32 protein-coding genes and 2 pseudogenes are annotated in these 24,265 nt (G+C 38.8%); 12 read left to right on the plus strand and 22 right to left on the minus strand.

Features of this window, described 5'->3' with window-relative positions:
* Positions 1-131 precede the first annotated feature (131 nt).
* The 6 genes and pseudogenes from ACVHUV_RS02395 to ACVHUV_RS02420 all read right to left on the minus strand — a co-directional run bounded on the left by ACVHUV_RS02395 (position 132) and on the right by ACVHUV_RS02420 (position 4,457).
* On the minus strand, positions 132-1,262 hold the full coding sequence (locus ACVHUV_RS02395) for a DUF4179 domain-containing protein (protein WP_462086017.1): 1,131 nt from the start codon (positions 1,260-1,262) through the stop codon (positions 132-134).
* Entirely contained in the window at positions 1,259-1,825 is a 567-nt protein-coding gene (locus ACVHUV_RS02400) for a sigma-70 family RNA polymerase sigma factor (protein WP_462086018.1), read from the minus strand. Before ACVHUV_RS02400 ends, ACVHUV_RS02395 begins: the two co-directional genes overlap by 4 nt.
* A gap of 215 nt (positions 1,826-2,040) precedes the next feature.
* A pseudogene (locus ACVHUV_RS02405) lies at positions 2,041-2,112 on the minus strand (GNAT family N-acetyltransferase); the annotation flags it as partial.
* Positions 2,113-2,142: 30 nt separating this feature from the next.
* Positions 2,143-2,760 carry an NUDIX hydrolase gene (locus ACVHUV_RS02410; protein ID WP_462086019.1) on the minus strand — a complete coding sequence of 206 codons (618 nt, stop codon included), beginning with the start codon at positions 2,758-2,760 and terminating at the stop codon, positions 2,143-2,145.
* Positions 2,757-3,400 (minus strand): annotated as a pseudogene (locus ACVHUV_RS02415) (HAD family hydrolase). The gene ACVHUV_RS02410 and the pseudogene ACVHUV_RS02415 overlap by 4 nt, the downstream one beginning before the upstream one ends.
* 208 nt (positions 3,401-3,608) lie before the next feature.
* Complete coding sequence (locus ACVHUV_RS02420) at positions 3,609-4,457, minus strand: VOC family protein (protein WP_462086020.1); 849 nt, start codon at positions 4,455-4,457, stop codon at positions 3,609-3,611.
* Between the two features lie 101 nt (positions 4,458-4,558).
* Between ACVHUV_RS02420 and ACVHUV_RS02425 the strand changes: the two genes are divergently transcribed.
* Complete coding sequence (locus ACVHUV_RS02425; RefSeq protein ID WP_462086021.1) at positions 4,559-4,882, plus strand: winged helix-turn-helix transcriptional regulator; 324 nt, start codon at positions 4,559-4,561, stop codon at positions 4,880-4,882.
* A 64-nt stretch (positions 4,883-4,946) separates the two neighbouring features.
* On the opposite strand, the gene ACVHUV_RS02430 is transcribed toward ACVHUV_RS02425, so the two are convergent.
* The 4 genes from ACVHUV_RS02430 to ACVHUV_RS02445 all read right to left on the minus strand — a co-directional run bounded on the left by ACVHUV_RS02430 (position 4,947) and on the right by ACVHUV_RS02445 (position 7,831).
* The gene (locus tag ACVHUV_RS02430) at positions 4,947-5,618 is read right to left on the minus strand and encodes a DUF4956 domain-containing protein (protein ID WP_462086022.1); all 672 of its coding nucleotides are present in this window, start codon (positions 5,616-5,618) and stop codon (positions 4,947-4,949) included.
* Entirely contained in the window at positions 5,587-6,378 is a 792-nt protein-coding gene (locus ACVHUV_RS02435; RefSeq protein ID WP_462086023.1) for a polyphosphate polymerase domain-containing protein, read from the minus strand. The genes ACVHUV_RS02430 and ACVHUV_RS02435 overlap by 32 nt, the downstream gene beginning before the upstream one ends.
* A gap of 245 nt (positions 6,379-6,623) precedes the next feature.
* Positions 6,624-7,199: a nucleotidyltransferase domain-containing protein gene (locus ACVHUV_RS02440; RefSeq protein ID WP_462086024.1), complete on the minus strand. Its 576-nt coding sequence runs from the start codon at positions 7,197-7,199 to the stop codon at positions 6,624-6,626.
* A gap of 128 nt (positions 7,200-7,327) precedes the next feature.
* Positions 7,328-7,831, minus strand: coding sequence for a GNAT family N-acetyltransferase (locus ACVHUV_RS02445; RefSeq protein WP_462086025.1), 504 nt, complete (start codon positions 7,829-7,831; stop codon positions 7,328-7,330).
* Between the two features lie 265 nt (positions 7,832-8,096).
* On the opposite strand from ACVHUV_RS02445, the gene ACVHUV_RS02450 reads away from it, so the two are divergent.
* The 3 genes from ACVHUV_RS02450 to ACVHUV_RS02460 all read left to right on the plus strand — a co-directional run bounded on the left by ACVHUV_RS02450 (position 8,097) and on the right by ACVHUV_RS02460 (position 10,803).
* The gene (locus ACVHUV_RS02450; protein ID WP_462086026.1) at positions 8,097-8,891 is read left to right on the plus strand and encodes a sodium:solute symporter family protein; all 795 of its coding nucleotides are present in this window, start codon (positions 8,097-8,099) and stop codon (positions 8,889-8,891) included.
* Positions 8,892-8,922: 31 nt separating this feature from the next.
* Positions 8,923-9,720 carry a sodium:solute symporter family transporter gene (locus ACVHUV_RS02455; RefSeq protein ID WP_462086027.1) on the plus strand — a complete coding sequence of 266 codons (798 nt, stop codon included), beginning with the start codon at positions 8,923-8,925 and terminating at the stop codon, positions 9,718-9,720.
* Positions 9,721-9,930: 210 nt separating this feature from the next.
* Positions 9,931-10,803 carry an alpha/beta fold hydrolase gene (locus tag ACVHUV_RS02460; RefSeq protein WP_462086028.1) on the plus strand — a complete coding sequence of 291 codons (873 nt, stop codon included), beginning with the start codon at positions 9,931-9,933 and terminating at the stop codon, positions 10,801-10,803.
* Positions 10,804-11,192: 389 nt separating this feature from the next.
* Here ACVHUV_RS02460 and ACVHUV_RS02465 read toward each other — a convergent pair whose 3' ends face one another.
* The 5 genes from ACVHUV_RS02465 to ACVHUV_RS02485 form a co-directional block, all read right to left on the minus strand.
* On the minus strand, positions 11,193-11,591 hold the full coding sequence (locus ACVHUV_RS02465; RefSeq protein ID WP_462086029.1) for a hypothetical protein: 399 nt from the start codon (positions 11,589-11,591) through the stop codon (positions 11,193-11,195).
* Positions 11,592-11,623: 32 nt separating this feature from the next.
* On the minus strand, positions 11,624-11,950 hold the full coding sequence (locus ACVHUV_RS02470; RefSeq protein ID WP_462086957.1) for a hypothetical protein: 327 nt from the start codon (positions 11,948-11,950) through the stop codon (positions 11,624-11,626).
* Positions 11,854-12,465, minus strand: a complete 612-nt coding sequence (locus ACVHUV_RS02475; RefSeq protein WP_514132983.1) for an RHS repeat domain-containing protein — start codon at positions 12,463-12,465, stop codon at positions 11,854-11,856. Before ACVHUV_RS02475 ends, ACVHUV_RS02470 begins: the two co-directional genes overlap by 97 nt.
* An 82-nt stretch (positions 12,466-12,547) precedes the next feature.
* Positions 12,548-12,853, minus strand: a complete 306-nt coding sequence (locus tag ACVHUV_RS02480) for a hypothetical protein (RefSeq protein ID WP_462086030.1) — start codon at positions 12,851-12,853, stop codon at positions 12,548-12,550.
* A gap of 21 nt (positions 12,854-12,874) precedes the next feature.
* The gene (locus ACVHUV_RS02485; RefSeq protein WP_462086031.1) at positions 12,875-13,387 is read right to left on the minus strand and encodes a hypothetical protein; all 513 of its coding nucleotides are present in this window, start codon (positions 13,385-13,387) and stop codon (positions 12,875-12,877) included.
* A gap of 48 nt (positions 13,388-13,435) precedes the next feature.
* Here ACVHUV_RS02485 and ACVHUV_RS02490 point away from each other — a divergent pair, with 48 nt between their 5' ends.
* Complete coding sequence (locus tag ACVHUV_RS02490; RefSeq protein ID WP_462086032.1) at positions 13,436-13,702, plus strand: tyrosine-type recombinase/integrase; 267 nt, start codon at positions 13,436-13,438, stop codon at positions 13,700-13,702.
* Here ACVHUV_RS02490 and ACVHUV_RS02495 read toward each other — a convergent pair.
* Positions 13,634-14,131, minus strand: coding sequence for a hypothetical protein (locus tag ACVHUV_RS02495; RefSeq protein WP_462086033.1), 498 nt, complete (start codon positions 14,129-14,131; stop codon positions 13,634-13,636). The genes ACVHUV_RS02490 and ACVHUV_RS02495 overlap by 69 nt on opposite strands.
* Positions 14,132-14,276: 145 nt before the next feature.
* On the opposite strand from ACVHUV_RS02495, the gene ACVHUV_RS02500 reads away from it, so the two are divergent.
* On the plus strand, positions 14,277-14,411 hold the full coding sequence (locus tag ACVHUV_RS02500; protein WP_317945667.1) for a hypothetical protein: 135 nt from the start codon (positions 14,277-14,279) through the stop codon (positions 14,409-14,411).
* A 165-nt stretch (positions 14,412-14,576) separates the two neighbouring features.
* On the opposite strand, the gene ACVHUV_RS02505 is transcribed toward ACVHUV_RS02500, so the two are convergent.
* Positions 14,577-14,873: a hypothetical protein gene (locus tag ACVHUV_RS02505; protein ID WP_462086034.1), complete on the minus strand. Its 297-nt coding sequence runs from the start codon at positions 14,871-14,873 to the stop codon at positions 14,577-14,579.
* Between the two features lie 594 nt (positions 14,874-15,467).
* On the opposite strand from ACVHUV_RS02505, the gene ACVHUV_RS02510 reads away from it, so the two are divergent.
* On the plus strand, positions 15,468-15,968 hold the full coding sequence (locus ACVHUV_RS02510; RefSeq protein ID WP_462086035.1) for an FtsB family cell division protein: 501 nt from the start codon (positions 15,468-15,470) through the stop codon (positions 15,966-15,968).
* 350 nt (positions 15,969-16,318) lie between these two features.
* Entirely contained in the window at positions 16,319-17,965 is a 1,647-nt protein-coding gene (locus ACVHUV_RS02515; RefSeq protein WP_462086036.1) for an SLC13 family permease, read from the plus strand.
* Between the two features lie 55 nt (positions 17,966-18,020).
* On the opposite strand, the gene ACVHUV_RS02520 is transcribed toward ACVHUV_RS02515, so the two are convergent.
* Together ACVHUV_RS02520 and ACVHUV_RS02525 are read right to left on the minus strand one after the other, a co-directional pair.
* A complete protein-coding gene (locus tag ACVHUV_RS02520) occupies positions 18,021-18,206 on the minus strand; it encodes a hypothetical protein (RefSeq protein WP_317945675.1) in 186 nt (61 codons plus the stop codon).
* 21 nt (positions 18,207-18,227) lie between these two features.
* On the minus strand, positions 18,228-19,427 hold the full coding sequence (locus ACVHUV_RS02525; RefSeq protein ID WP_462086037.1) for an MFS transporter: 1,200 nt from the start codon (positions 19,425-19,427) through the stop codon (positions 18,228-18,230).
* A gap of 179 nt (positions 19,428-19,606) precedes the next feature.
* Between ACVHUV_RS02525 and ACVHUV_RS02530 the strand changes: the two genes are divergently transcribed.
* Complete coding sequence (locus tag ACVHUV_RS02530) at positions 19,607-20,074, plus strand: GyrI-like domain-containing protein (RefSeq protein ID WP_462086038.1); 468 nt, start codon at positions 19,607-19,609, stop codon at positions 20,072-20,074.
* Positions 20,075-20,140: 66 nt separating this feature from the next.
* Here ACVHUV_RS02530 and tatC read toward each other — a convergent pair whose 3' ends face one another.
* Both tatC and tatA read right to left on the minus strand, forming a co-directional pair.
* The gene (tatC, locus tag ACVHUV_RS02535; RefSeq protein ID WP_462086039.1) at positions 20,141-21,064 is read right to left on the minus strand and encodes a twin-arginine translocase subunit TatC; all 924 of its coding nucleotides are present in this window, start codon (positions 21,062-21,064) and stop codon (positions 20,141-20,143) included.
* Entirely contained in the window at positions 21,003-21,200 is a 198-nt protein-coding gene (gene tatA, locus ACVHUV_RS02540) for a twin-arginine translocase TatA/TatE family subunit (RefSeq protein WP_317945682.1), read from the minus strand. Before tatA ends, tatC begins: the two co-directional genes overlap by 62 nt.
* 248 nt (positions 21,201-21,448) lie before the next feature.
* On the opposite strand from tatA, the gene ACVHUV_RS02545 reads away from it, so the two are divergent.
* Together ACVHUV_RS02545 and ACVHUV_RS02550 are read left to right on the plus strand one after the other, a co-directional pair.
* Entirely contained in the window at positions 21,449-22,462 is a 1,014-nt protein-coding gene (locus tag ACVHUV_RS02545; protein ID WP_462086040.1) for a PQQ-dependent sugar dehydrogenase, read from the plus strand.
* Between the two features lie 71 nt (positions 22,463-22,533).
* Positions 22,534-23,355: a flagellin N-terminal helical domain-containing protein gene (locus ACVHUV_RS02550; protein WP_462086041.1), complete on the plus strand. Its 822-nt coding sequence runs from the start codon at positions 22,534-22,536 to the stop codon at positions 23,353-23,355.
* A gap of 68 nt (positions 23,356-23,423) precedes the next feature.
* On the opposite strand, the gene ACVHUV_RS02555 is transcribed toward ACVHUV_RS02550, so the two are convergent.
* The gene (locus tag ACVHUV_RS02555) at positions 23,424-23,819 is read right to left on the minus strand and encodes a UCP033725 family protein (protein ID WP_317945685.1); all 396 of its coding nucleotides are present in this window, start codon (positions 23,817-23,819) and stop codon (positions 23,424-23,426) included.
* Between the two features lie 205 nt (positions 23,820-24,024).
* On the opposite strand from ACVHUV_RS02555, the gene ACVHUV_RS02560 reads away from it, so the two are divergent.
* On the plus strand, positions 24,025-24,222 hold the full coding sequence (locus ACVHUV_RS02560) for a CsbD family protein (RefSeq protein ID WP_317945686.1): 198 nt from the start codon (positions 24,025-24,027) through the stop codon (positions 24,220-24,222).
* Positions 24,223-24,265: the final 43 nt, after the last annotated feature.

The following is a 24,265-nucleotide window of genomic DNA, read 5'->3' on the forward strand; positions in this document are numbered from 1 at the left end:
ATCGACGTTTACAGAACTCCGATTCACGCGGTATTTTTATACAATCCAAGAAGTGCTAACTCCCCACAAGTTGACTGAATAAAGCAATAGAGACATCTATTTACTAGTGAATAGATGTCTTATTGCTTAAATTAGTTACTATCCAATTCAATAATAATGTCTTCTAGTGTAAATTCTTCTCTACCCTTTCCTTCCTTTGTAGGATTGGTAATTTTTTTCACCGTTTGATTCGCACCGTTTCCGGTAATTTCGACACCACCATGATTTTCTGCTGTATACTCAATCATTGTCACATAAGGTGTAATAATTAGCTTTGTCGCATTCGGATCCAACTTTTGAAATGTCTTACTCCAGTTCATTTGCGTATCATTTACATTACCATACCCACCATTTCCAAAACCTTCATAGCGATTTCCTAAATCATCTCTAACTTCAATTTCAACATCGACATTGTGCCATTTATCGCTTATCGCTTTAGAAACTAGTTGATTATAGTACACAATGAAAGACATTGGGGTTACTGAAATTTTATCAACCGTTACTTTCACCCCATCCTGTTCAGCACTTTGGCCAAATAGTTGAACATCATTAGCAGATGCTTTTAATGAAAGAGAGAAATTCCATTTCCCTTTAATTTCTTCTTGTGTTTCCTCAATTGTAATATGGTCAACTTTCCATTGTACCTTTACACTTTCTGGATCCTTTTCATCTAATCTACTTCCCGTAATTAAGCCTACATATTGATTTGTTCCAACTTGTGAAATTTGATTACTTCCTGTGCCACCATTTGTCCCTTTAATATCCAAATAACCACCTGCAAACGGCTTTTCCCCCAAATCTTTTTCGCTTTCCATGGAGTAGGTCAGTAGAACCGTTTTCCCATCGTAAATCGCATCATTAATGGTAATTCTTACGCCATCACTTTCCTCCGTCAAATTGACTGCGCTGGAATACTCTTGATAATTGTCGTAGATGCCCGTTCTTCCATTGTCTAAAAACCTAAAAACATCACCGATAATCGGTATGTCTCCAGCATGAGCAGGAAAAGCAAGGCTTAATGTAGAAACTCCTAATCCACATACAACTACAGCTGCTACTACTTTCATTTTCCATCCCTGTTTCTTCCTCTTTCGACGTATTGATGCTTTTAATTTCTTTTTCGCTTTGGCTCTATCAAATTCACTAATTTCCATTTCTTCCATTTCACTATCATTAAAATCCATTTCATTTAATAACTGATATATATCTTTTTTATCTTTCATAACACAAAACCTCCTGCTTTAAGATCAATCGCTTCCTTCAACAATCTTTTCTTGCCACGAAACACCCGATTATCTATTGCGGTTATACTTAGACCTGTTTGTCTGGAGATGTCTGCCGTCTTGTAGCCTAAGAAGAATTTCATCAAAAATATATCTCGATCTATGGGCTCTAGTTGATTGATGAGCGTAATCAATTCTGTTCGATCTTCCATTTTGATTAATTCCTCTTCAATGGACATTTCGGCATTCAAATTCATATGTTCCGAAGTAATCTCCACCTGTTTCACTGCTTTTCTGTAGTAATCGATGGATTTGAATTTAGCGATTGCACAAATCCATTTTCTGAAATCCGTTGCGTCTCCGCGGAACTTATCTGCGTTGTCCCAAATGGATAGAAATACATCATTGACACATTCATCCACAATCCCTTCGTTATGAAGAGGGGAGAGCACCTTGTACGTAATTCCTTTTATTAATTGTAAGTATGCGTCCACGATGAATTCTAGTGCGTCCTCTTTTTGTTTCTGTAATCTTCGGATAAAATTTTTACTAGTTGACTTCATTTACAAATCCCCTTATTTTTTGTAAAAGCTTTTACACCTTATACAACGTACGGAAAAATTTAATCTCTCACATTTTATTGTTATGTATACTAACATCTAGTTTTCCAAAGTAAAAAGCGATTCCCTGAGTGATAAATCGCATAAAAAACTGAAGTCATCAACAAAAAAACACTGATACGAAATCAGCGTTTTTAAACTACGGTTTCCCTATTCATCTAAAATTTATAATACCAAAAAGTCGCGATTTCATTAGCTGTTGGGGAGTTTGAATAAAGCATCGTAACAACTAAACTCTATGCCATCATTACAAATTAATCTTAATCAAATAGTGTTTCTTTTTCAGGAGTCCGCAAAAATTCAAAGAGTGTCTTAATTTGACACTCTGTATTTCTATTCGTAGAAAGCTGCGGTAAATTGTGTTCCGAAAAAAATTGAATTTTATTCGTTTCAATACCTGTAGTAGCTTCTCCTCCAACAATCTCACATAAGATAAATATCTTATAGTAGTGATATGGTTCTGGAGGGTGTGGATGTTTATTCTTATCCAATACCGCAAGTAATCTGATTGGAACTACATCATATCCGGATTCTTCTTTTATTTCCTTTACTACATTCTCTGAAGGGGATAATTCAATGTCACAAAACCCTCCTGGCAAAGCCCATTTATCATCAATATTTTCTTTCACCAGTAAAATCTGTTGGTTTTTAAACACTACACCTCGAACATCAACTTTAGGCGTTTGGTATCCTTTTTCATTCGCAAACAAGTCCTTTATTTTGCTCATCTCAAGTTCAGTGTAAGCTGACATTATTTCTGCACTAATCGTACGTAATTCCTCATAACGCTCAATGTCATAAATATCTTTCGAAAAAGTTAATCCAGCTTGAGACAAAGCTTGGATTCTTTTTGCCCACTCCAACCATTGATGTTTCATAAGGCACCTACTTTAAGAAACCTTCTAAATTCCTTTACACTTTTGATGACCAAATCAGGTTGTTCGCTAAATGCAGGTGTTTGATATTCAGGTAACCACTGTACGCCGATTGTATAGACATTAGCTTGTACACCGGCAACTATATCGGCATCACTATCTCCAATATAAATCGCCTCAGAATTTGCTACTTGTAGAAGAGATAAGGCTTTCAGTAAACCCTCTGGATGAGGTTTAGGTTTTATGACATCATCACCCGTTATTATGACATCAAATAAAACTTCCATATTTAGTGCTTTTAGAGAAATATCTAAACTTCTTTTAGCCTTTCCTGTAAAAATCCCTGTTTTTTTGCTTCTTTCAAGCCCTTCAATAATTCAAGAATTTCAGGAGCAATATCTACCAAACATTTATGTGATTCCGAATATTTTTCATAGAAATATTCAATTGCTTCTTCCTTATTAGGATGTAAAAGGTTATTTCGAATAATTCCTGTTTCAGAAGGGCCAAACATTTCTTTAATGGTATCCGAAGAAAGTTCCCTCTTATCAAATTCTTTAAATACAGATTGAAAAGCATAAAAACAAATCGGTAAAGTATTTGCTAATGTTCCATCAAAATCAAATACTACAGTATTCATAATTAGCTCCTTTTGATTTAGCATGAGGACAGCAATCTTCACGCATTTAGTAATAGTCTAATTAAGTATTCTATATTTTTGTATAGAACCCTTCTTTTTTTACAAATGGGTCGTTTTTGAATACTGTAGTAGCTATTTTCACTGTTTTTGACTTGATGAAGATTAACAAAACTAAGATTTCAATTCATCACGAATGTTTTAGTGCATATTCTTATACTTCCAACCTCAAAATAACACGATTGCCTGAAGGGTCTTCCACAACAAACGTTGCATCAATTCGCTCAACGATATACTCGAGCTCTTGAACGTTTTTTATCGCTCCTTGCAAAGTTTTTTCATCCGGATAAACGAGCGTAAATGCGTCCATTCCAGCACTTCCTTCAGTAGGACGAGGGGCATTCATACCATTCCACGTATTTAATCCGATGTGATGATGGTAATTCCCGTTCGCCATGAATAATGCTTGCGGGTAATGGCTGACAACTTTGAATCCTAACGCTTCATAGAACGTTTTCGTATCTCCTAAGTTGGCTACATGTAGGTGAACATGCCCCATGACTGTGTCTGCCGGGAGGCCATTCCATTCCTCATTCCCACTTTCAGCTACGACGCCATTCGCGTCTAATGGGTCCGTGCTCATTGCCACGAGCTCATTTTGCCACTTCCAGGAATCAGGTTCACGATCGCGGTAGATTTCAATTCCATTTCCATCAGGATCATTTAAATACAGCGCTTCACTCACAAGATGGTCCGACGCCCCTAATGGCACTTGGTTCTGTGAAAAGTGCTTAATCGCTTTTCCAAGATCCGCGCGTGTCGGTAGTAAAAGAGCCAAATGATAGAGCCCCGTCCGTCTCGGTTCTTTGGGCAGTATCGCTTCCGGTTGCTCCAATACGAGTAAAGGTGTCTTCCCATCTGCTGTTAATACTACTTGGCCACTTCCTTTTTCCAAGACACTGAACCCAATAATTTCTGTATAAAAGTCTGTTAATTTGTTAAGATCTGTTACCTTTAAACGGACTTCTCCGGTATAAATATACGGTCGTTGATGAAATTTCATTTTCATTCCTCCTGGTAAGTTACTTACTTTATGTAACTAACTTTATATGCTACAATGGATATTGTCAACAACAAACGATTAGAAGCGAAAGGACCTTTGCCATGAATAACTTTGAACTATGCCCACGATTTGAAAAGGCCATTGCCATATTGAGTCAACGTTGGACAGCCTTAATTTTGTATCAATTGATGTCTGGACCACAGCGATTTTGCACGATGACCGAGAAATTAGGCGTGAGCGGAAAAACGTTAACGGAACGCTTAAAGGATTTGGAGCAACAAGGTTTTGTCGTTCGCGAAGTCTATCCTGAGACACCAATACGGATTGAGTATTCATTGACCGACAAGGGGATGTCTTTGACACCGATTATGCAAGAAATTGAGAAGTGGTCGAGTGAGTGGATAGAATCGAGTTCTACTCAATAGTCCGAAACCCATTAAAAAACCACTCCCCTACAGCATTAAGGGTGAGTGGTTTAGTAGTTAGTCATTATAAATAAGACAGCGACACTTTTAAGTTCGCATTACGTTCGCGAATTGCATCTAGGAGAACTTGATCCTTCGTGTTTACCTTACTACGAATGGCAAATGTATATAAAATCATCGTTCCTAAATTTGTCGTTTCCACTTGGCGCAATTGGTGGAAATCTGTCATCTCCCCAAGAATATCCTCGAACAAATCTTCATGATTCAAGTTTTCAGGTACAGTCACTTTTAAGATTTGCGTGTCTTTTCCTTTGCCATAGTCGAATTTAAATAACAAATAGAAGATCAGACTAGCAAATACAGTTAGGACAATTGCCAACTCAAATTGAAATAATCCCGCCGTCATACCGACACAAAGACCAAAGAAAATATAGGCAATATCCTTGGCATTCGTTACCGCACTTCTAAAACGAATTAACGAAAATACGGCGAATAAACCAAATGCCACACCTGCATTTCCACTAACCACATTCATGACGACAGATACGACGACAGACATCATAATAATCGTATGCACGAATGCTTGCGAATACCGTTCCCCTGTAAATGTTGATATGTACACCTTTGTAATGATTAAACTTAATACTGCAGCTAAAGCCATTGCCGCGATACTCATTAAAATCGTTGGCTGCCCTTCTAATCCGTTAAATGAAAACAAGTTGTTGATCTGATGCATCTTCCATTCCTCCAATTGTTGTTTTTTCTCGAACTACCTGTGGTGTCACAACACCCTTTAATAATTCTGTACTCGTGCAAAACTTCGAAGCACTTCGTTGTTCGCACTCCAAACTTTGTAGTATTCGTGCGAGCCATAAAGGCACACTGTGTTCAACCTTCACTTCCAATACGACGAGATCTTCGTCAATGAAATATTCACCATATGGACCGTGTTCAAGCGTCAAGTCGTCTCTTCTACAACGCAAGTCAAAGTCAAACGTCATTCGTAAATCTGCGTTGTCGACACCATGCAATGCGTGTCTGTTGTAGCTAACAATCATTTCTGGTTGCAACTCGTAATACCTACGAAAATAATCAATTTCTTTTAGCACTTGATAATTCGTCGTATCATACTGACTCAAGTCTGAATCAGTATCCGCAGACAAATAGCGATATGCTTCTTTTAGCGGCAAGAGCATACGCCTCTTATTCACTACTTTGTTATGCTTTTGCTTCACTTCAAAAAAAGCAGTGCTTTCTGAAGTTGCCTCATCGTATACGCGCAATCTCAACTTCTGGCGATACTTCAACTTGTTCTTTGTTTCGAAATAAATCGTCCGATCTGGATTATCGAAGTAGAAGCTTGTAACGGTATACCTACCTTCCTGACCGTTTTTGTCATTTCTCATTCTCGGTCCAATTTGTTCGACTAACTGTTCATATTGGTTTCGGGTAATCAAATATTTTTGTTCTTTCCGACAAAATATCTCAATTGCCATTAGACCGTCCCCTTTTCTCTTTTAGTAACTTACTTAACCGATAGCTATAATCATAGACTCACTGAATTTGAATTCACTGTGAGATAGATTAGAAATCGGTGAGGAAATATATAGAAATTTAAAGTTTCATATGCATAAAAAAACCGATTGCAATCATGCAATCGGCTTCTAATAAGTAGAACTGTATGGCACTCGTCTATGTTAATTGAGAAAACCATTTTAACGCTTCATTATCATCATTCGATTCATGCCAGCTCTCCTTGCAACTCAGAAATCCACAAATGACCAGGAACATGAACCTTAAGTGCATCACAAAGCCATTCTTGATCCTCTTTGCCAATCAAATCTTTTACCGCAAGAAAGTCTGCATGATCTTTCGCACGTGCATTTTTAGCCTTATACAAGAGCACGATAGCCGGATGTAAAAAAGGGATTCCATGTGGAGACTTTAAGAATAGCGCTGAACTTGGAAAGCTGATCCTCGGGTCCCTTCTAAAAATCCATTGATCATTGACCACTTCATTCAACAGCAGCTCCAATTCACCATAACCTTGATGCGTTCCATGCAATTCATGAATCGGCAATTCCAATGTCTCTGGACCCCAGTCAACAAACTGATGCTTTACAACTTTTTTGAAAGACCAGTTATGCAGCAATCTTTTTAGTCTATGCTGATCCTCCCGAAGTATGGCAATTTCAATATCTGAATGCTCTCGGGTTACCTGTCCAACAAAAAGATCAATTGCCCACCCACCTGCAATTCCCCACGGTCGGTCGTAGGCCTCCATCCATTTCGCTACTTTTTCACATGGACTTAGCATTATCTAACTCCCTCCAGTTCAAGGCTTTTTTCTCTGACACAATAGCGTGAAACAAAAGTAAGAACTCACTTGAACAAAGATTGATCAAAATGAGTTCTTCATGTCGTTTATTGCACTCAGATTTGTCCTTATTCAGCAAGAAATAAAACCATCAAATCTTCGTCATAGTACTCATCACCTAGTTGTAATGCTCGCTTCTCTGTTCCATAACATGCAAAACCCATTAAAGAATAGAGTTTTTTAGCCGGCTCATTTGTCGATACGACTGTTAAATAAACCTGCTCGACATTTTCTACTTCTTTTGCCTTCGCAATCACTTCTTCTAGTAAAGCTTTTCCAATCCCCATGCCGCGTTTTTCAGGCGAAACATACATAGCTACAATTGTTGCTCGATGACGGAGTTTAATGAGTTTTTCTTGTATGAGCGTAACGACTCCTACAAGTTTCCCCTTGTCAAAAGCTCCAAATGTAAACGACTCTTCGGATTGAAACCGCATTATGTATTTTTCAATAGGTTGTTCTTTTTCTTCATCAAAGCTAGCTGCAAATGCCTCAGGATTTTTTTGTAAAGCTTCTAGCCGTAGATTAAAGTATTCTTCAGCATCAAGTGCTTGTAAAAGTCTTATCTCCATAGTATCGCGCCCCCACGTGTTCGATTTTCTGCTTCTCTACTTCTTATTTTAGTTTACAGCAATTCAAGAAATAATCTAACACCTATATTTCCGACAAAAATATTTAAGTTCATGTAAGGGATTTCATTGTTTTAACAAAGACTTTTATCTAACTATTACATTTATTTACTGTTTTATATTTACTCAGATTACTATTGATATATTGTATACTAGCTGATAGGATTTACACTATTAAATTTAGTAATGGATTTGGAGGGGAAACATCATGGAATGGCACACATATTATTTAATCCCTATTCTCTATTTAATTGCAATGATTGTAATTGGAGTTATGCTTTCCGGGAAACAAGAATCGCGAGCAGATTTCTATGTTGCAGATAACAAGATGAATTCTGCTGTGCTGTTTAGTACCGTGCTTGCTACAGTAGTTGGAGCGAACACATATATGGGTTTTAGTGGATTGGTTTACACGGGAGGATTTTCTCTCATTTGGATGTTGATTGCAGCAAGCACATCTTATTTTGTTTTGTTCTTTATTTCAGGGAAGATCCGGAAAATCGCAGAACATTACGATGTTTTTACGCTGCCAGATTTGATGGCAGTCAGGTATAATCGACCGGTTGCTACCTTGACAACAATCTGTTCACTCATTGCACTGATTGGGAGTGCAGGGGGGAGTATTCTCGGCATTGGAATGATTCTTAATACAATTCTTGGTATAGATCCGATTGTTGCAATAGTTGTTACAGCTGCTATCACGATTGCTTACACTACATTTGGTGGGTTAATGGGGGTTGCTCTTACAGACTGGGTTCAAACAATTATTATGTTAATTGGTCTTATATTAGTTATCTTATTCGGCTTCAAAGCAATGGATCCAACTAGTTCACTATTCTCTGCGTCTCTAAACGGAGGAGAATTACTACACAATGTTCTTGGTAGCCAATTTATGAACACGACTGAAACCGTTACATTTATGTTGGTAATTGGCTGGGTTATTACGTTTATGCCTTTAAACACGGTCAGTCAAACGCAAATCCAGCGCGTATCAGCGAATTAGTTTACTCATTGCATTGTTTATGGGTGTATCGATGGCTTTTGGACTTACATTGATCGGTGGTATTGGTAAATCGTTATTGCCTAATTTAGCAAATCCAGAAACCGTTTTACCTGTTTTATCAATGGAGATCATTAATCCTTGGGTTGGCATGGTAATTGTTACCGGTATTCTAGGTGCTTGTATGTCGACTATTGACTCAAATTTGCTTGGAGCAAGCATACATGTCACGAGAGATTTATATGAACATCGCCTAAAATCGAAAGGTTTACCGATCGACGATAAAAGAACAATTACGCTAGCACGATGGACGCTCGTCATCATCGGCGCAATCTCAACTGTTGCAGCTATTTTAACTCCATCCATCATGGGACTTTTGCTCTTCACCTTAAAAATATTTGCGGGAGCCACTTTTGTACCTATAATGCTCGGACTTTTTTGGCCAAAAGCAAACTCATATGGAGCTATTGCGGGTATTATCGGCGGTGGGTTAACAACTATTCTCTGTAATATTATGCAAACGAATATTGACCCTGTTATTTTAGGATTACTCGTGTCACTCGTAGGAACTGTTCTATTCAGTATCTTATTTAAAGAAGATGGTGACAAAGGACAACAATTTGTATTTAAGACCGTTACGAAAAAAGACTATGGCATTTTCGCAGGAAGCGTAATAATCTATGCGACATTTTTGATTTCCATTAACTTCATCAGCTTATGGCCGTTCTTAATCGCATGTTCATTAATCGGCTTATGTGTTGGTGTCATCGCATTATTTGCTTTCATTCTACCGAAAAGAACGGAAAAAGTAGCTACCGATCAAGTTGAATAACTGGATAATAGCTGCGTTCTAAGTTTGAATGGGTATCTGATGTAAGTGAAATCTAACGATAAGGCAATATCCTAGCATCTAGCTTTTCGTATTCAATGGACGACTTAGTTTGTCCGATAGATAGAAAGACGTGATAAGCTATGCGTCTTCTTTTAGATCTCTTGCACAACCAATGAACATGGATTTATAAAAAAATGGAGGTTAGTGAAGATGTATGCACATATTAACGGTACAAAGATTTTCTATGACGTAGATGGACAAAGCATTGAAATCGACGGAGACCAACTGAAAGAAAAACCTGTGGTATTTGTTATTCATGGAGGGCCTGGTGGCTGCCACATAACATTTAAGCCCTATTTGGATGAACTGACAAAAACCGCTCAACTCGTATATATCGATCAACGCGGTTGTGGGTTTTCCGAAAAGGATCGACCTGAAAACTATACGTTGACACAAAACGTAGAAGATGTGGAAGCACTTCGACAACATCTAGGTTTGAATAAAATATGGATCCTAGGTCATTCCTATGGTGGCATAGTTGCAATGAGTTATGCCGTAAAATATGAAGATCATCTTGCAGGCCTCATCTTAGCGGCTACTGCACCTTCCTATAGCTTCTTGGAAAAAGCGAAAAAGCATATGGAAGACGTTGGTACTCAAGAACAAATAGCAATGGCTGATCGATTGTGGGAAGGCAAATTTGAAACAATTGAAGAGCTCCAAGAATACGATAGAATTATGGCTCCATTATATTCAAAAGCAGTCGCTACATTGGATACACGTGCAACGCCACCTAAGAGACCTACTATTAAACGCAACGTCGAAGCAATAAACAAAGGTTTTGGAGATTTCCTTCGCACGTATGATGTACGAGATGAGTTAAAGGATCTACATGTGCCTACATTAATTTTAGCTGGCTATCATGATTGGATTACTTCTTGTTCAGAAAGCGAAGAAATGAATGCACTTATTCCAAATAGTGAACTACACATCCTAGCAAATAGCAGCCATAACTTATTTTCTGACGAAAACACGTTATCAAATCAATTAATGAAAGATTTTTTAAACAAACATACTAACTAAATCATCCTTTGCTATTTGGTTCTGGCCGAATAGCAAAGGATTTTTTAATCGAAAGTAACTCGTGAAAAATTATGTACAGACAATCCTAACGGGTTCGGTTGATGGGGAGATAAGTGCAACTAACCTGAATCAAAAGTGAAATAACGTAAGCTCAAATAGCCCCCAGCCTTACAAGAGACGGGGGCTATTTGACGCTTACGATCATCGGGACACCATTAAACGTTGAAGCCGAAGCCATAAGACTGGCAGTGGTTTTCTGCCTGGCTTATGGCGGGAGGCATCCGCAAGCGCCGAAGCGTGTTTATGGAAATCACTTTGGACGTCCTGGACTTTTTCAGTGGCCTCGATTTATTAAAAGGGGGAATAGTATAGTTTCCATAAAACAGCAGTTACCTTATTACAACACTTGGAGTGTATGTTGTTAGTATTTCGATTATATCATTTGGTGTAAAAAACACATAATGTTCAACTTGGTTTTGCTCATAAATACCAGAGCATTCATCAAGAAACCAATTTATATACTCAGAGTTTGTTACTTTAAATAAAGTCCATTCGCTATAAAAATCTGTACCGTATTGTTGGTCTAAATAATTAAGTTTCTTCAATAATGAGCCTTCATCTGTATTCCTATAGGATAATACTCCATCTTCAAACTTGACTACAAATTTATTTTTATCTTTTTTGTCGCTAAACTCTAATATTATTCCTTCTTTACTATCAATAAATGTATCATTATATAATTTTGAGGGTACTCCATTTATTGGTGTCCATCTTTCCCAATGTTCCAATTCTCTTCCTCCTATTCAATTAATATCGAAACTTATTTTTTCTTTCCATCTTGAATTTCAATTGTTGGACGTCCGTCACTACTTTTCTTTCTTACTATTACTGTTCTTCCATCTTTCAATGTACCAACTTTTAATTCAGGAGTATTCTTTGTAATCTTTGGTTGTAATGAGCCAAAATCTTTTAATGCTTTATCAAATCCTCCAGATAAGTCATACTGAGAAGTTCTACCCTTAGTAGCTCTCCCTGGTATTGCATTTTTAATTAAATCATCAACAGTTTTAACTTTACCCTTAGTAACAAACCCAACAGCCTTCCCAACACCTTTAAGTTTTCCGGTTGGAAGCAACCCCATTCCCACTGCCGCAGCAACTTCTTTTTGCTGCCGCCTACGCTGTATACTTTGTATCCATCATAGTCAGCCAAAGAGAGATTGATTATAAGAAGTGGGTTTTCACCATCGTGATCGGCAAACATCACTGGATTATTGTCTGCATAGGCATAACTATTTTGAGATATCGGGCTGGTCACTGATCCACTTTGCGGGTCCCGTGATAAAAAGACTCCTGTCGTGGGTTCGTAATAGCGTGCGACTAAATAGTAAAAGTTAACTTCCGTATCGTAACGATAGCCCTTATATCGAAGTGGGTTTTCTTCCGCCATCGGACCGCTTTGTTGTAGAATATTTCCCCACGCATCATACATATATGAAGCAACTGTTGTGCCGGATGAATCCGTCAGGGCAACAATTTCCTTACTTCCATTAACAATATAGTAGTAAGTCTGACCATTTTGGGTCATTGTTAACGGCATGCCGTCATGATCATACGTATAGTAGGCTGTGATTGCGGCCAAAGCGAAGCGCGCTATACACACATAGAGGATTAGTTACCTAACACCGTTCGCTCCACTAAAATAGCCTTAAAAGAAAATAAAACTCTTTTAAGGCTTCTCATTACTAGATGTTATTGATTTTGTCTTTATAAACTTTTAAAATTGTTGTGTTTAAATCACTGATTTCAGAGAAATGCCATTCAAACGTTGTTAGAATTCTATGAAGTTCAAATAGCATTTTCTCTATTTCATCACCATCTTTTTTATTAAAAGAACCAAAATTGTTTAATATAATATCCAAGTCTTTAGTTAACAACCTAAAATCCTCAAGATTCTTGTACTGTACATCTAAATCTTCTTTATTAACAATATTAATACTTGAATTAAGTTTATTTAGTATGTCCAATATTCCCTCTAACTTTTTATCCATATAAAAATTCCTCCACTATTATTACCACCCCTTAACTACTCGTCCAAGGGCTTTCTTAGTTTTGTCAGGGTTTAAAGTACCGTCTAAATTCAATACGTATTTCAAATTTCCCTTCTTATCTATTACTTCTAAATGGTCTTTGTGTAATGCGTCAAGATAAACTCCATAACCCTTTTTCAGATATTGGTTATCTGTTTTCTTTTCTACCTTATAAAGTGATTGGCCATCGTACTTTACTTTTGATTTTGATAAGGAACTACTTATCGTTTTTCCAAATTCCATACCAAAAAATTCATTCATATTTGAAACCTGTTTAACATGGCCTTTAGTAACAAACCCAACAGCCTTTCCAATACCCTTAAGCTTTCCGGTCGGAAGCAAGCCCATCCCGACTGCCGCGGCAACTTCTTTTTTACTGCCGCCTGCGCTGTATACTTTGTATCCATCATAGAGAGCCAAAGAGATATTGATTATAAGAAGTGGGTTTTCACCATCGTGATCGGCAAGCATCACTGGATTATTGTCAGACAGCAACTTACGCTTCTCCAAGAGTTGACCAGGCCAGATCCAAAGGAGCGCGCAATGGTGGAGGCCCTTTATACAACAGGGTGCAGGATAAGTGAATTCCTGAATATTAAGCTCTCGGATGTGAAATGGGATACCCGACAAATTTGGATACGAGAAGGGAAAGGAAACAAAGAACGATTCGTTTTGTTTACGCATGAATGCGCTGGCCGCCTAAAAAAATACCTGGCAACACGAAAGATAGTGAGCGACTATTTATTCTGTAATGAAAAAGGTGATCGGTTTCGTAATTTTAGAAACAGGAATTTCATACTTTGTTTCTAATACGTCATCTAAATCCAAGGAAAAATTAGCAATAGCTTCAAATTCATAAGTACCTGTCTTTAATTTAAGTTTTTCTATCCCTTCAAATTTTACTATGTGAGGTTCATTCTGAATCAGAGTTGTTGTTATTAATGGTTGAGTCATAGCACCAAAATATTCAAAATCACCATCTTGTTGATAGATATTAAAGAAAAAAATACTTCCACCATGATATATATCTTTTTCTGCTGCTTCTCCTATATAAGTAATTGTGGCGTAAACATTAAGGTCTTTTTCAACATTTATTGTTACTTTGAAATCATCTACCTGTTTAGAGTCATTGGTAATTTTCGGTTCACCACTTACATTTTCTTCGTTGTTATTTTTCACACAGCCAAATAGTCCAAAAATCAAAATTATAGAAACAACGATAAATAATCTTCTAATCATTCCCACCCCCTTTTACGATTAGACGGAATCCTAGTCGGTTTGTTTCATGCTTCAATCATAAAAATGAAGTGAATATGGATAACTTCAACCTTTTAGGGCACCTTAACAGAGATCCACAATCCACAGTGAGAAAGGTGGCTTTTTAATGAAGAAAATGGCGATTGCGGCATTAGGCATTGGAGCGGCCTATCTGATGCGAAATAAAGATGCCAGAGGAAAGCTGATGAAACAGTTTGAATCCCTCGCAGAACCATTCACCTCGAAAAACGGATCAGCATAAAAAGTCTTTCTCACAGATAAACGGCATCCTTCAACGGGGTGCCGTTTTTTCGTTAGCGTCTGTTTAGTTTCTCCTCTATTTGAATTTCTATGTGAATTGAGGTTACTTTCACTCAAGATAAATCCTTAGATTGGCCATCTGACGTCTTCTTCCATTTACTATTTGTCATACAGTAGCTACATCACGAGCTATTCCTATAAGATACCATTCTCCGTCTCTTTCTTGGTAGATGAACCGCAGTGATTGGAATAAATGCTCGGTTTCTCCTGGCGAATAGTATTCTACGTATTTAGCATCGGGGTAAAATTCATGGACGGTATTGATAACACCCGCAAAATTCTCTGCTGGTTCATTAAAAGTAACAATACTATAATCTACATCTCTCCATCCCCATCTTCGTAAGAGGAACTGCTGAACATATTCATCTAAAGACATTTGAAATTCTTTTTCTGATTCATCCATTCCCCATACATACTTTGTATCATTTTTTTTACTTATGTCCTTCTTTGATAAGTTGACATATTTCCCTCCATAGCCATTGGGATGACCAAAATCCGCATAAAAATCAAAGGTAACACCATGTTCTGGATCAACCTTTTCAGCTATTTTTTCGTAGTTGGACTCCTTTAACAGGGAAAAAAAGCTAACCGCAATAGAGACTCTCCATATTCATCTAGAATGCTCCCGAAATCATTGTTATTTTGCATGATTAACTGTTAACACCTCCCTGACTTTATCTGTTAGACGGAGTGGAGCAACTTTCGGATTCAAAAAAATATGCTCAACTCTTAGCTCTTGTAGAAATATACTAAAATACATATTTAACAGCATGTCGATACTCAACCAAAGCAACTTACCCAATAGATGGAAGGAAATAAATATTTTTCAGTTTCAATTTCCAGAACAAATTATGACTTGATCATCATTTAAAAATCTTTTCCAGGAGAACGAATTGTTGAAACTTTCAATCCTTTCATACCGTCTAATGTCTACCTACGCTAGAGCAGGTAGAAAAAGATTCACCCTATTATCATAAAATTGAAAGGTTGGATTTACTTGAAAAGAATATGGGCGTTTGCTTTTATTTTGTTGTTTGTAGTCGGTTGCTCGAATGATGATAAATTGAATCAAACAGTTAAAAAATACGAGAATAAAATTGAAAATCAAGAAAAGGAAATCCAGGAGTTGAAAGAAGAGAATGAACAACTTAAAACGGATATTGCAGAATATAGTAGTTACTTACAGGTTGCTGATCGCCAATCGAGAAATATTATGGGCTATATTTCGGATGGAAAGTTCGAAGAGCTAAAAAAGGAATACAACGTAGAGTTTAATCTAAAGGATGATAAAATTGATTTTGGCGTACCAGAGAGCAACCTTCCATTTCCTATTAAACTAGCTGGATATCCTATGCATATAGCTAGTTTTTCTATGCACCCTGAAGGTGTGAATATCAATTACTTTATTTATGATCTTGAGAAAGAAGAAAGCCATTTAATTAATATGTCTTTTGACAAAGACAGAGAGTTTGAATTCATATTCTTTGGAGGTAGATAAAGTAAGCACAAAATATCGGAAGGGTTAAAAGACGACATAAGAACAGCAAAACATGAAGTGGAGAAATAAAAGAAAGATTTATCTTCTTTTAAATCTACATTAACACTTTTAGATGAATATGCTCAAACAACGATGGATTATAAATTTCTACTGCAATTGCTTCCCCTACTATTTTTTGAACGCCCTCTGTTTCCAAACGAGAAGAAGGGTCTTTAAGCAACCAACCGATTGGTTCCCACCTCCTATAATCGACAGCATTTTACTAATTCCAGCTTGATTCAACAATGATAGATTAGTATACTTACTAAAAACAGAATTTAAAATTATCTAACAAAAGGGAGGAATTTAAAGTGTTGTCGTCTACTTGGAACCGTTTATGGGACATGCATGACCAAGCAAAAGGTTTATTTCGGTTTTTCTTTCAGCCAAATTCGTCTGAAGTTGCTTCAGGGGGAGGGGGTGGACAGGCGGTTGGTGTAGGAAATGCCGGTGGCGGCAAAGATTCACGAAGCTATTCTCCAGCACAATTGGTTGGTCTCATTGTAGGACCGCTATTATTTTTCATAACGTTATTGTTTTTCAAACCAGAAGGGCTATCTCTAGAAGGCGTCGCTATTTTAGCAAGTACAATGTGGATTGCGACTTGGTGGATTACTGAAGCCATTCCAATCCCCGTTACATCACTGTTGCCGCTCGTATTATTCCCACTTTCAGGTGGGTTGGACGTGAAGGCGACTGCATCTGCTTATGGAGATGAAACCATCTTCTTATTCATGGGTGGATTCATGATTGCGCTAGCAATGGAGAAATGGAATTTACACCGACGGATTGCGTTGACGATTATTTCTGCAATCGGTACGAATATGGACCGTATTGTTCTCGGATTCATGGTGGCTACAGGGTTTTTATCGATGTGGATTTCCAATACAGCAACGGCCATGATGATGGTACCGATTGGACTTGCCATTATTTATCAAATTTCTGATGCTTTACGTGATGACCCTTCCGTTGATACGTCGAAAGAAAATTTCGGTTTTGGTAAAGCACTCATGCTTGGGATTGCCTACTCCGCATCGCTTGGAGGTGTGGCAACATTAATCGGTACGCCGCCAAATACTTTACTCGCTGGAGCGATTGATAAATTGTATGGCATAGAATTATCCTTTGCAAAATGGATGCTGTTTGGCGTGCCTCTCGCATGGACCTTCATATTTATCGCGTGGTTTTATCTTGTTAAGTTTGCGTATCCGTCCAAATTGAAAACGTTACCTGGTGGGCGTGCAGTCATTGATAATGAAAAGAAAAAGTTAGGTAGCGCATCTGCTGAAGAGATACTGGTTCTTATTATTTTCATCTTGGCCGCTTTCGCCTGGATTTCGAGAACGTTCCTTCTGTCTAAGTTCATCGACGGGATTAGTGACGGTGTCATTGCAATGGTTTTTGCCATTTTGCTTTTCATTGTTCCATCCGTAAACAAGAAGGGCGACCACCTGCTTGACTGGAACACCGCAGTCAAATTACCGTGGGGCATCTTATTGTTATTTGGTGGAGGACTAGCAATTGCTGCTGGTTTCGTCAGTTCGGAATTATCGGTATGGATCGGCTCTCAATTATCGGGATTGCAAGGCGTTCATATTCTCGTCGTCATTTTAATTGTCGCGACACTTGTTATCTTCTTAACGGAAATTACATCGAACACTGCGACGGCATCCATGATGTACCCAATTATGGCTGCACTCGCTGTTGCACTCGGTTTTCACCCATACGCATTAATGATTGCGGCAGGGGTTGCTGCATCTTGTGCATTCATGTTACCGGTTGCAACGCCGCCAAACGCCGTTGTATTCGGCTCCGGCTATTTACGCATTCCGGATATGGCAAAAGCCGGTTTGGTACTCAATATTATCGGCGTTCTGTTAGTAACTGCTGCCATCTATTTCTTACTCCCGGCTGTATGGGGCATTGACCTCCATAGCATTCCGGAAACCTTTCAGTAAAATCAAATGAAGAAACCGCATGGAATCAAAGATTTGGCTCCATGCGGTTTGTTTATTAAAATGCAACGAAGGCAGGCAGTAACAAGCTTGCAGCAAGTAAAATAACCGCAGCAACTTTCGACTGTTGAGCAAGCCGTTCATCACCCGACTTTATATGCTGAAAAAACGTCAAGGTGAAATAAAAACAAAGTACAATGAGGGCGGTGGATAGTATAGATAGCCCGAATAATGCGCTCGTCAATTCCTCACTCCTTCCTACAAATCAACGCACTCCATGCGCTTTCTTTCTTTTATTAAACCGAATAATACTGACATATACGACGGGTAAGATTGCTGTGAATGCAATAAGAACACTCCATCCTCCCGCTTCAAAAAGTGGACTGAGCAACGTACTTCCCATTGCTACACCGATGTAATAGGAGACGAGATACAAACTGGATGCGCTCCCCTTATGATGTGTCGCTTCTTTGCTGACAGAAGCTGCTGTCAATGAATGCGCTGTGAAAAATCCAAGGCAAATGATACATAAGCCGATAACAATCAATTCAAGCGGGGCAAACAAAGTCATTGCAATACCCGTTGATAACAGGATGACACCGACTAATCGTACATTTCTAAGCCCATACTTGCCCGCCAACCAACCTGCAAGCGGTGCACCAACTACTCCAAACCCATACGCTAAATACATATATGAAATGGTGTCTAGTGATAGTGAATAAGGCGGCTCCATGAGATGAAACGGCAAAAACGTCCATACACCTGTGAATGCTAATTGGAGCACAACCCCTAACCCAAAAACGAGCAGCAACGAAGGATTTTTCAAGTGGAACATGAATCCTTCGATATCCTTCATCATTCCATTGGCACTCGGGACAAACTTCTTGGATTTTGGCAATACAAACAGCAGAACCCCCCAGAGGACAGTACCAAATATAGCGAGTATGTATAACGATGTCTGCCACGTATATTGTTCAGCGACAAAACCTGTCAAAAAACGACCAATCATGCCCCCCAAACTATTAAAAGAAATATACGTTGCAGTTGCAATGCTAATGTATCGTACATGTATTTCCTCACTCATATACGCAAGGGCAGCCGCAGGAACACCTGCTAAAGCAAATCCTTGGAGGAAGCGGAACAAGATAATGACAAAAAAAGAATCTGTTAAAGGGATTATGAAGAAAGGGATGACGGATCCAATTAGTGATAACTGTATGTAAAGCCTTCTTCCATTTCGATCGGAGAAAAAGCCAAGAACCACCAAACCAACAATAAGACCGATTGTCGTTATCGACATCGCTGTACTCGCATAGGATACAGATATCCCAAATTGCTTTGTAAATAAAGGTAGCAACGGCTGCATGGAATACATCGCCGCAAATATAAATACAGAGGCCATTCCTAATCCAAAAACAATTTTCCAAAACTGAATATCTTTTGGTGTGTACCCTTCCTGTTGCATGTTCCCACATCCAGTCGTCAGACAATTTTATAGGTTCATTATAGCACTCTCCACCCTCAGTAGAAGGATATTTAAAAATCTTCTAAAGAAACAGCCCTTTGTAAAAGGAATTTTCATACAAGCTGTCGAATTAACGTAAGTAAGTTTTAAAAAAGATTTGAAAGGGTTGGAAAAACGAAATGAGTCACGTACATGCTAAAGAAGAATGTGAGATTGTAACAAAGGAATTCAAGTTTGTCGGAATAAGTATGACTGCCCCGTTTCCATCCGGCTTTCCTGAAGCTGCCATGAAAGTACAACAACAATTTGAAAAGAGAATGCTCGAAGTAGAGAATTATGTGGATCGACAAGTTTTATGTTCTCCATATGTAGGAAACGGAATTGTGACGACCTATTTTGCTTGCCTTGAAGTGACGACATTGGAAGTCATTCCTGAAGAGATGATTGGCTTTACCATTCCAACGATGCAATATGCCAAAACAACTTGTACAAACAAAACGATTGTAAATGGCTATGACAAGATTTTTCAGTGGATAAAGGATAATGGGTATACTCCAAAAGGAAGTGAAGTCTTCCATATTGAACGCTTCCACTTAGACGAGCAGGCTGCGGAAGAACAAGTCGAACTTTTAATCCCCATCCACTAATACAACCCATCACCTCGAGAGCAACAGATTATGGGGCGTGAATCTAAAAAAGGCTGACACAGTCAATCAGTTTTCACTGACTTTCTGTACAGCCCCGTTGTTTTTTCGTTTTTCCATATAGACAACAATCAGTATACTCGCTTCGTAGAGCAAAACCATCGGAATAAGCACGATGAGTTGGCTAATGAAATCAGGAGGCGTAATAAGTGCGGAAATGATTGCGAGTGAGATATACGACCATTTTCGTACTTTTTTTAATGTATCCCCTGTCAGTAAACCGATTGCGGATAGAAACATTGCGACAATCGGCAATTCAAATAGTAAACCAATCGGCATCGTCGTCATAAGCAAAAATTTGGCGTACTCTTGTGCGGACACCATGACGGTAAAATTCATCGCTCCTATGGATACGAGAAAGCGATAACTTAATGGGTTAACAACAAAATACCCAAAGGCCAATCCCCCTATGAACAACAAGAGCATAATTGGCGAGTACAACCCGATGAATTGACTTTCCTTCTCTAGTAAACCCGGCTTTGCAAATTGCCAAAGATAATGGCAAATGAAGGGGAGCGATAAGCCGAACGACAAGGCCAGCGAGAGAGACATATAGAACGTAACAACTTCTAACGGACCAAGCACAATGAGCTCGTGACCTCTCGTAACAACTGGAAACCATAAATTTATTGTTGAAAAAACTAAGATAAAAAAGACGACAAATGTCACCGTACTCTTAATGAGTTGTTTACGCAAATCCGTCAGATGATCGACGAGCGTTGGATCCTCTTCTCCTCCATCGCCACTATGATTTGAAGAGATTAGCGGTGACGAATCAGTTTCTTTGCTTGTCATCTTTGCCGCTGCATTTTGTCCATCGACAGTTGCGGACGGTTCCTTTTCTTCATCATGCGCTACCATTTCATCACCTTCAAGCAATATCGGTTTTCTTCGGCTCTTCCTTCTTGCCTTCTTCATCGTCAATGATGTCACGAGCCGATTTCTTAAACTCTGCCAATGTCTTACCAACCGCCGAACCGACCTCCGGTAATTTTCTAGGTCCAAACAGTATTAAGACAATGACTAAAATGATGATTAAACCAGGTACTCCAATACTCGCCAAGCTCATTTAGTATGCCTCCCTTCCTATACAAATAATCGTGCTTTCATTTTCTGACCCGCCTAAACGATTTGTATAACAGTCCGGTATGAGGAGATTCATCGATAAAAATGGGTATGCTTCCTCGACAATCTTCCTTCCTCCTTCGATGTAGTCATTTCTAGCATGTCCGTTTCTCCCTGGTTTTCATACTCGTTGAATTTGAATTCTGTAGACACGGCACATTTCATGAATATTTGTTGAGAGGACGGTTATCAATGAAAAGATTTGTATGGATACTTGTAATAGTTGTCTTAGCAGGTTGTTCATCGAAAGAACTTGATGCGAACCATAGAAGCATTGAAAAAATTGCAAACAACTTAGAAATACCTTGGGCGATTGCATCAGACGGTGAGAACTTCTTCATAACAGAACGCAACGGAACGATTGTGAAAATCAAACAAGACGGAACAAAAGAACGTCAACGCGTCCACCTTTCAAAATCGTTATCCAATGCAGCTGAAGCAGGTTTACTAGGATTTGTGCTTCAAGACGATTTCAGTCAATCCAAGTCCGCTTATGCATTTTATACGTATGACGAAAACGGTAAGCCCTTTAATCGAATTGTGACGCTCACGTACGATAACAATGCATGGCACGAAAAAGCTATCCTATTGGATGCGGTTGAATCCGGCTCATTCCACCATGGTGGTCGGTTGGCATTATCACCGGAAGGCGTGCTCTATGCAACGATTGGTGATGGATCTGTTCCTAACAAAGCACAGAATCCAACCAGTTTTAATGGAAAAATCTTAAAACTCGAAGCGGATGGAACCTTCACGATATTTAGCTTAGGTCATCGGAATCCTCAAGGACTTGCGTGGGATGAGAAAGGAAACCTTTATTCTTCAGAACACGGACCATCTGCAAATGATGAATTGAACAGGATTATTCAAGGTGGGAATTATGGATGGCCACTCGTCGAAGGACAGGAAACATTGACGGGGACGGAAGCCCCTTTACTTACATCAGGAAACAATGAAACTTGGGCACCTTCGGGAATGACATTTCATAAGGGGTTGTTATATGTAGCTGCACTTCGTGGAGAGGCAATATTGGTTATTGATCCTGAAAATATGAAAATAGTAGATACGATTGAAGGCTATGGACGTATTCGTGACGTATACTCAGACGGAGATTCTTTATTTTTCATCTCCAATAATACGGATGGCCGTGGGACACCTTCACAAACAGACGATAGTTTGTACAAAATTAACAATAAACCTGAATAGTAGCACATAATTGTTAACATTCTCCATATTAGTCCGATACTAACTATAATGACTGTTTAGGGGGAACAGGTATGCTCGGCAAATGGAATGCAATGGGATTGAACATCGTTCGGAATATGAACATGCATCAAAGCCAAATTGCTCTATCTATGGAAAGACTCTCTTCAGGGAAACGCATAAATCGCGCAGCAGACGACCCGGCTGGTTTAGCAATATCGGAAAAGATGCGTGCTCAGATCCGTGGTCTTCAAGTAGCGCAACGTAATATTCAAGATAGTATTTCAATGTTACAAACTGCAGAAGGTGCGTTGAACGAAACCCATGCAATCTTGCAACGCATGCGTGAGTTAAGTGTTCAAGCTGCTAATGGTACGATGACAGATGTCGACCGTGAACAACTTGAACTCGAATTCCAAGAGTTAAAAAAAGAAGTTCAACGTATTTCGAAAGATACCGAATTCAATACAAAACCGTTGCTCGACGGCTCTCAGTCTTCATTCAAAACACAAGCAGGAGCGAATGCTGGACAATCCATAGAATTTACAATCGGGAATATGGGGATCGACGCACTCGCACTGAAAGATGCTTCAATCGCCACACAAGAACAAGCGAATGACGCGATTTCTTTTGTAGACGATGCCATTAAACAGGTTTCCTCCGAACGTTCTAGAATGGGCGCCTACATCAATCGTCTAGAACATGCTTACAACAACGCATTGACGATGGAAGAAAACTTGACTGCAGCAGAATCACGCATACGAGATGTCGATATCGCAAAAGAAATGATGGCACTGACAAAAGCGAATGTGCTTATGCAAGCGAGCCAATACGTCCTCTCGTTGCATATGCAACAAGCTCAATCTGTCCTACAATTGTTGAAACAAGGATCGTAACGACAACTTGCACCGCTTGACCTGCTTGCGAGCAGGAAAAAAGGAAGAGAGTTCCTCGCTCCCTTCCTTCATTCTTCAAATCCAAGTATCGGTATTCGGTCTTCTAAAACCGTAATTTGTTCAAACGGAATCTGTATCTGGTATTCATCTTTGCCATGTGGACTGACATCGACTTTTTTAATTGCATACGGATTATTCGTAACGAGCGTAATCATTCCATTTTGCTCGTTATAGCTTTCCATCGCAAAACGGTAGCCTGAAAGCATTGCATAAGGGAAAATTTCGTATGCATCCTCCAATTCTTGGATTGCAACTTCTTTAAAGAGTACACCTTCCTGCTCTAAGCTGATAAAGCCTTGCTGCGCATCCTCAAGATTTTCTGATTGTAGAAAGTATTTGCGATCTCTTGAAACAATGGGATATTCCTTCCCATTCCAAATTGCAAAACGTCCTTTTCGAATCATGCCATCTCCTCCAAAACATATCGCTACATTACCATTATATCCAACTCGCCCTAGACGAGAAAGATGAGTTTGTCCGCAAAATTACGAACTCTATTAAGTACTTTCCCCTCATGACAACTAGAAAAACAATTTGCTAACTTGCTGCGTTTAGTAAATTTTTCTGTGGGGTATCCAATAACTACAACGATTTAAGGAGAATGTTAACATGAGAGACAATGGATACTCTGAAAAAGCGAAGGGCGCAGTCAATAAAGTCAAAGGCGAAGCAAAAGATCAATTTGGAAATGCAACCGATAATGCAAAAATGCAAGCTGATGGAAAAATGGACAAACTGAAAGGTGAAGCCCAACAAGAAGTCGGTGAATTCAAAGAACATTTGGATGATCATCATAGCCGACGATAATGCATTTTCATTGGTAGGGACAGTCCTCGTCATACCCCCTGTG

This window comes from Sporosarcina saromensis, assembly GCF_054901285.1.

Excerpts from the sequence above, each read along its gene's own strand:
- ACVHUV_RS02395 (WP_462086017.1), bottom strand. The coding sequence starts at position 1,262 with ATGAAAGATAAAAAAGATATATATCAGTTATTAAATGAAATGGATTTT.
- ACVHUV_RS02400 (WP_462086018.1), bottom strand. The coding sequence starts at position 1,825 with ATGAAGTCAACTAGTAAAAATTTTATCCGAAGATTACAGAAACAAAAA.
- ACVHUV_RS02410 (WP_462086019.1), bottom strand. The coding sequence starts at position 2,760 with ATGAAACATCAATGGTTGGAGTGGGCAAAAAGAATCCAAGCTTTGTCT.
- ACVHUV_RS02420 (WP_462086020.1), bottom strand. The coding sequence starts at position 4,457 with ATGAAATTTCATCAACGACCGTATATTTATACCGGAGAAGTCCGTTTA.
- ACVHUV_RS02425 (WP_462086021.1), top strand. The coding sequence starts at position 4,559 with ATGAATAACTTTGAACTATGCCCACGATTTGAAAAGGCCATTGCCATA.
- ACVHUV_RS02430 (WP_462086022.1), bottom strand. The coding sequence starts at position 5,618 with ATGCATCAGATCAACAACTTGTTTTCATTTAACGGATTAGAAGGGCAG.
- ACVHUV_RS02435 (WP_462086023.1), bottom strand. The coding sequence starts at position 6,378 with ATGGCAATTGAGATATTTTGTCGGAAAGAACAAAAATATTTGATTACC.
- ACVHUV_RS02440 (WP_462086024.1), bottom strand. The coding sequence starts at position 7,199 with ATGCTAAGTCCATGTGAAAAAGTAGCGAAATGGATGGAGGCCTACGAC.
- ACVHUV_RS02445 (WP_462086025.1), bottom strand. The coding sequence starts at position 7,831 with ATGGAGATAAGACTTTTACAAGCACTTGATGCTGAAGAATACTTTAAT.
- ACVHUV_RS02450 (WP_462086026.1), top strand. The coding sequence starts at position 8,097 with ATGGAATGGCACACATATTATTTAATCCCTATTCTCTATTTAATTGCA.
- ACVHUV_RS02455 (WP_462086027.1), top strand. The coding sequence starts at position 8,923 with ATGGCTTTTGGACTTACATTGATCGGTGGTATTGGTAAATCGTTATTG.
- ACVHUV_RS02460 (WP_462086028.1), top strand. The coding sequence starts at position 9,931 with ATGTATGCACATATTAACGGTACAAAGATTTTCTATGACGTAGATGGA.
- ACVHUV_RS02480 (WP_462086030.1), bottom strand. The coding sequence starts at position 12,853 with ATGGATAAAAAGTTAGAGGGAATATTGGACATACTAAATAAACTTAAT.
- ACVHUV_RS02490 (WP_462086032.1), top strand. The coding sequence starts at position 13,436 with ATGGTGGAGGCCCTTTATACAACAGGGTGCAGGATAAGTGAATTCCTG.
- ACVHUV_RS02495 (WP_462086033.1), bottom strand. The coding sequence starts at position 14,131 with ATGATTAGAAGATTATTTATCGTTGTTTCTATAATTTTGATTTTTGGA.
- ACVHUV_RS02500 (WP_317945667.1), top strand. The coding sequence starts at position 14,277 with ATGAAGAAAATGGCGATTGCGGCATTAGGCATTGGAGCGGCCTATCTG.
- ACVHUV_RS02505 (WP_462086034.1), bottom strand. The coding sequence starts at position 14,873 with ATGGATGAATCAGAAAAAGAATTTCAAATGTCTTTAGATGAATATGTT.
- ACVHUV_RS02525 (WP_462086037.1), bottom strand. The coding sequence starts at position 19,427 with ATGCAACAGGAAGGGTACACACCAAAAGATATTCAGTTTTGGAAAATT.
- ACVHUV_RS02530 (WP_462086038.1), top strand. The coding sequence starts at position 19,607 with ATGAGTCACGTACATGCTAAAGAAGAATGTGAGATTGTAACAAAGGAA.
- tatA (WP_317945682.1), bottom strand. The coding sequence starts at position 21,200 with ATGAGCTTGGCGAGTATTGGAGTACCTGGTTTAATCATCATTTTAGTC.
- ACVHUV_RS02545 (WP_462086040.1), top strand. The coding sequence starts at position 21,449 with ATGAAAAGATTTGTATGGATACTTGTAATAGTTGTCTTAGCAGGTTGT.
- ACVHUV_RS02550 (WP_462086041.1), top strand. The coding sequence starts at position 22,534 with ATGCTCGGCAAATGGAATGCAATGGGATTGAACATCGTTCGGAATATG.
- ACVHUV_RS02555 (WP_317945685.1), bottom strand. The coding sequence starts at position 23,819 with ATGATTCGAAAAGGACGTTTTGCAATTTGGAATGGGAAGGAATATCCC.
- ACVHUV_RS02560 (WP_317945686.1), top strand. The coding sequence starts at position 24,025 with ATGAGAGACAATGGATACTCTGAAAAAGCGAAGGGCGCAGTCAATAAA.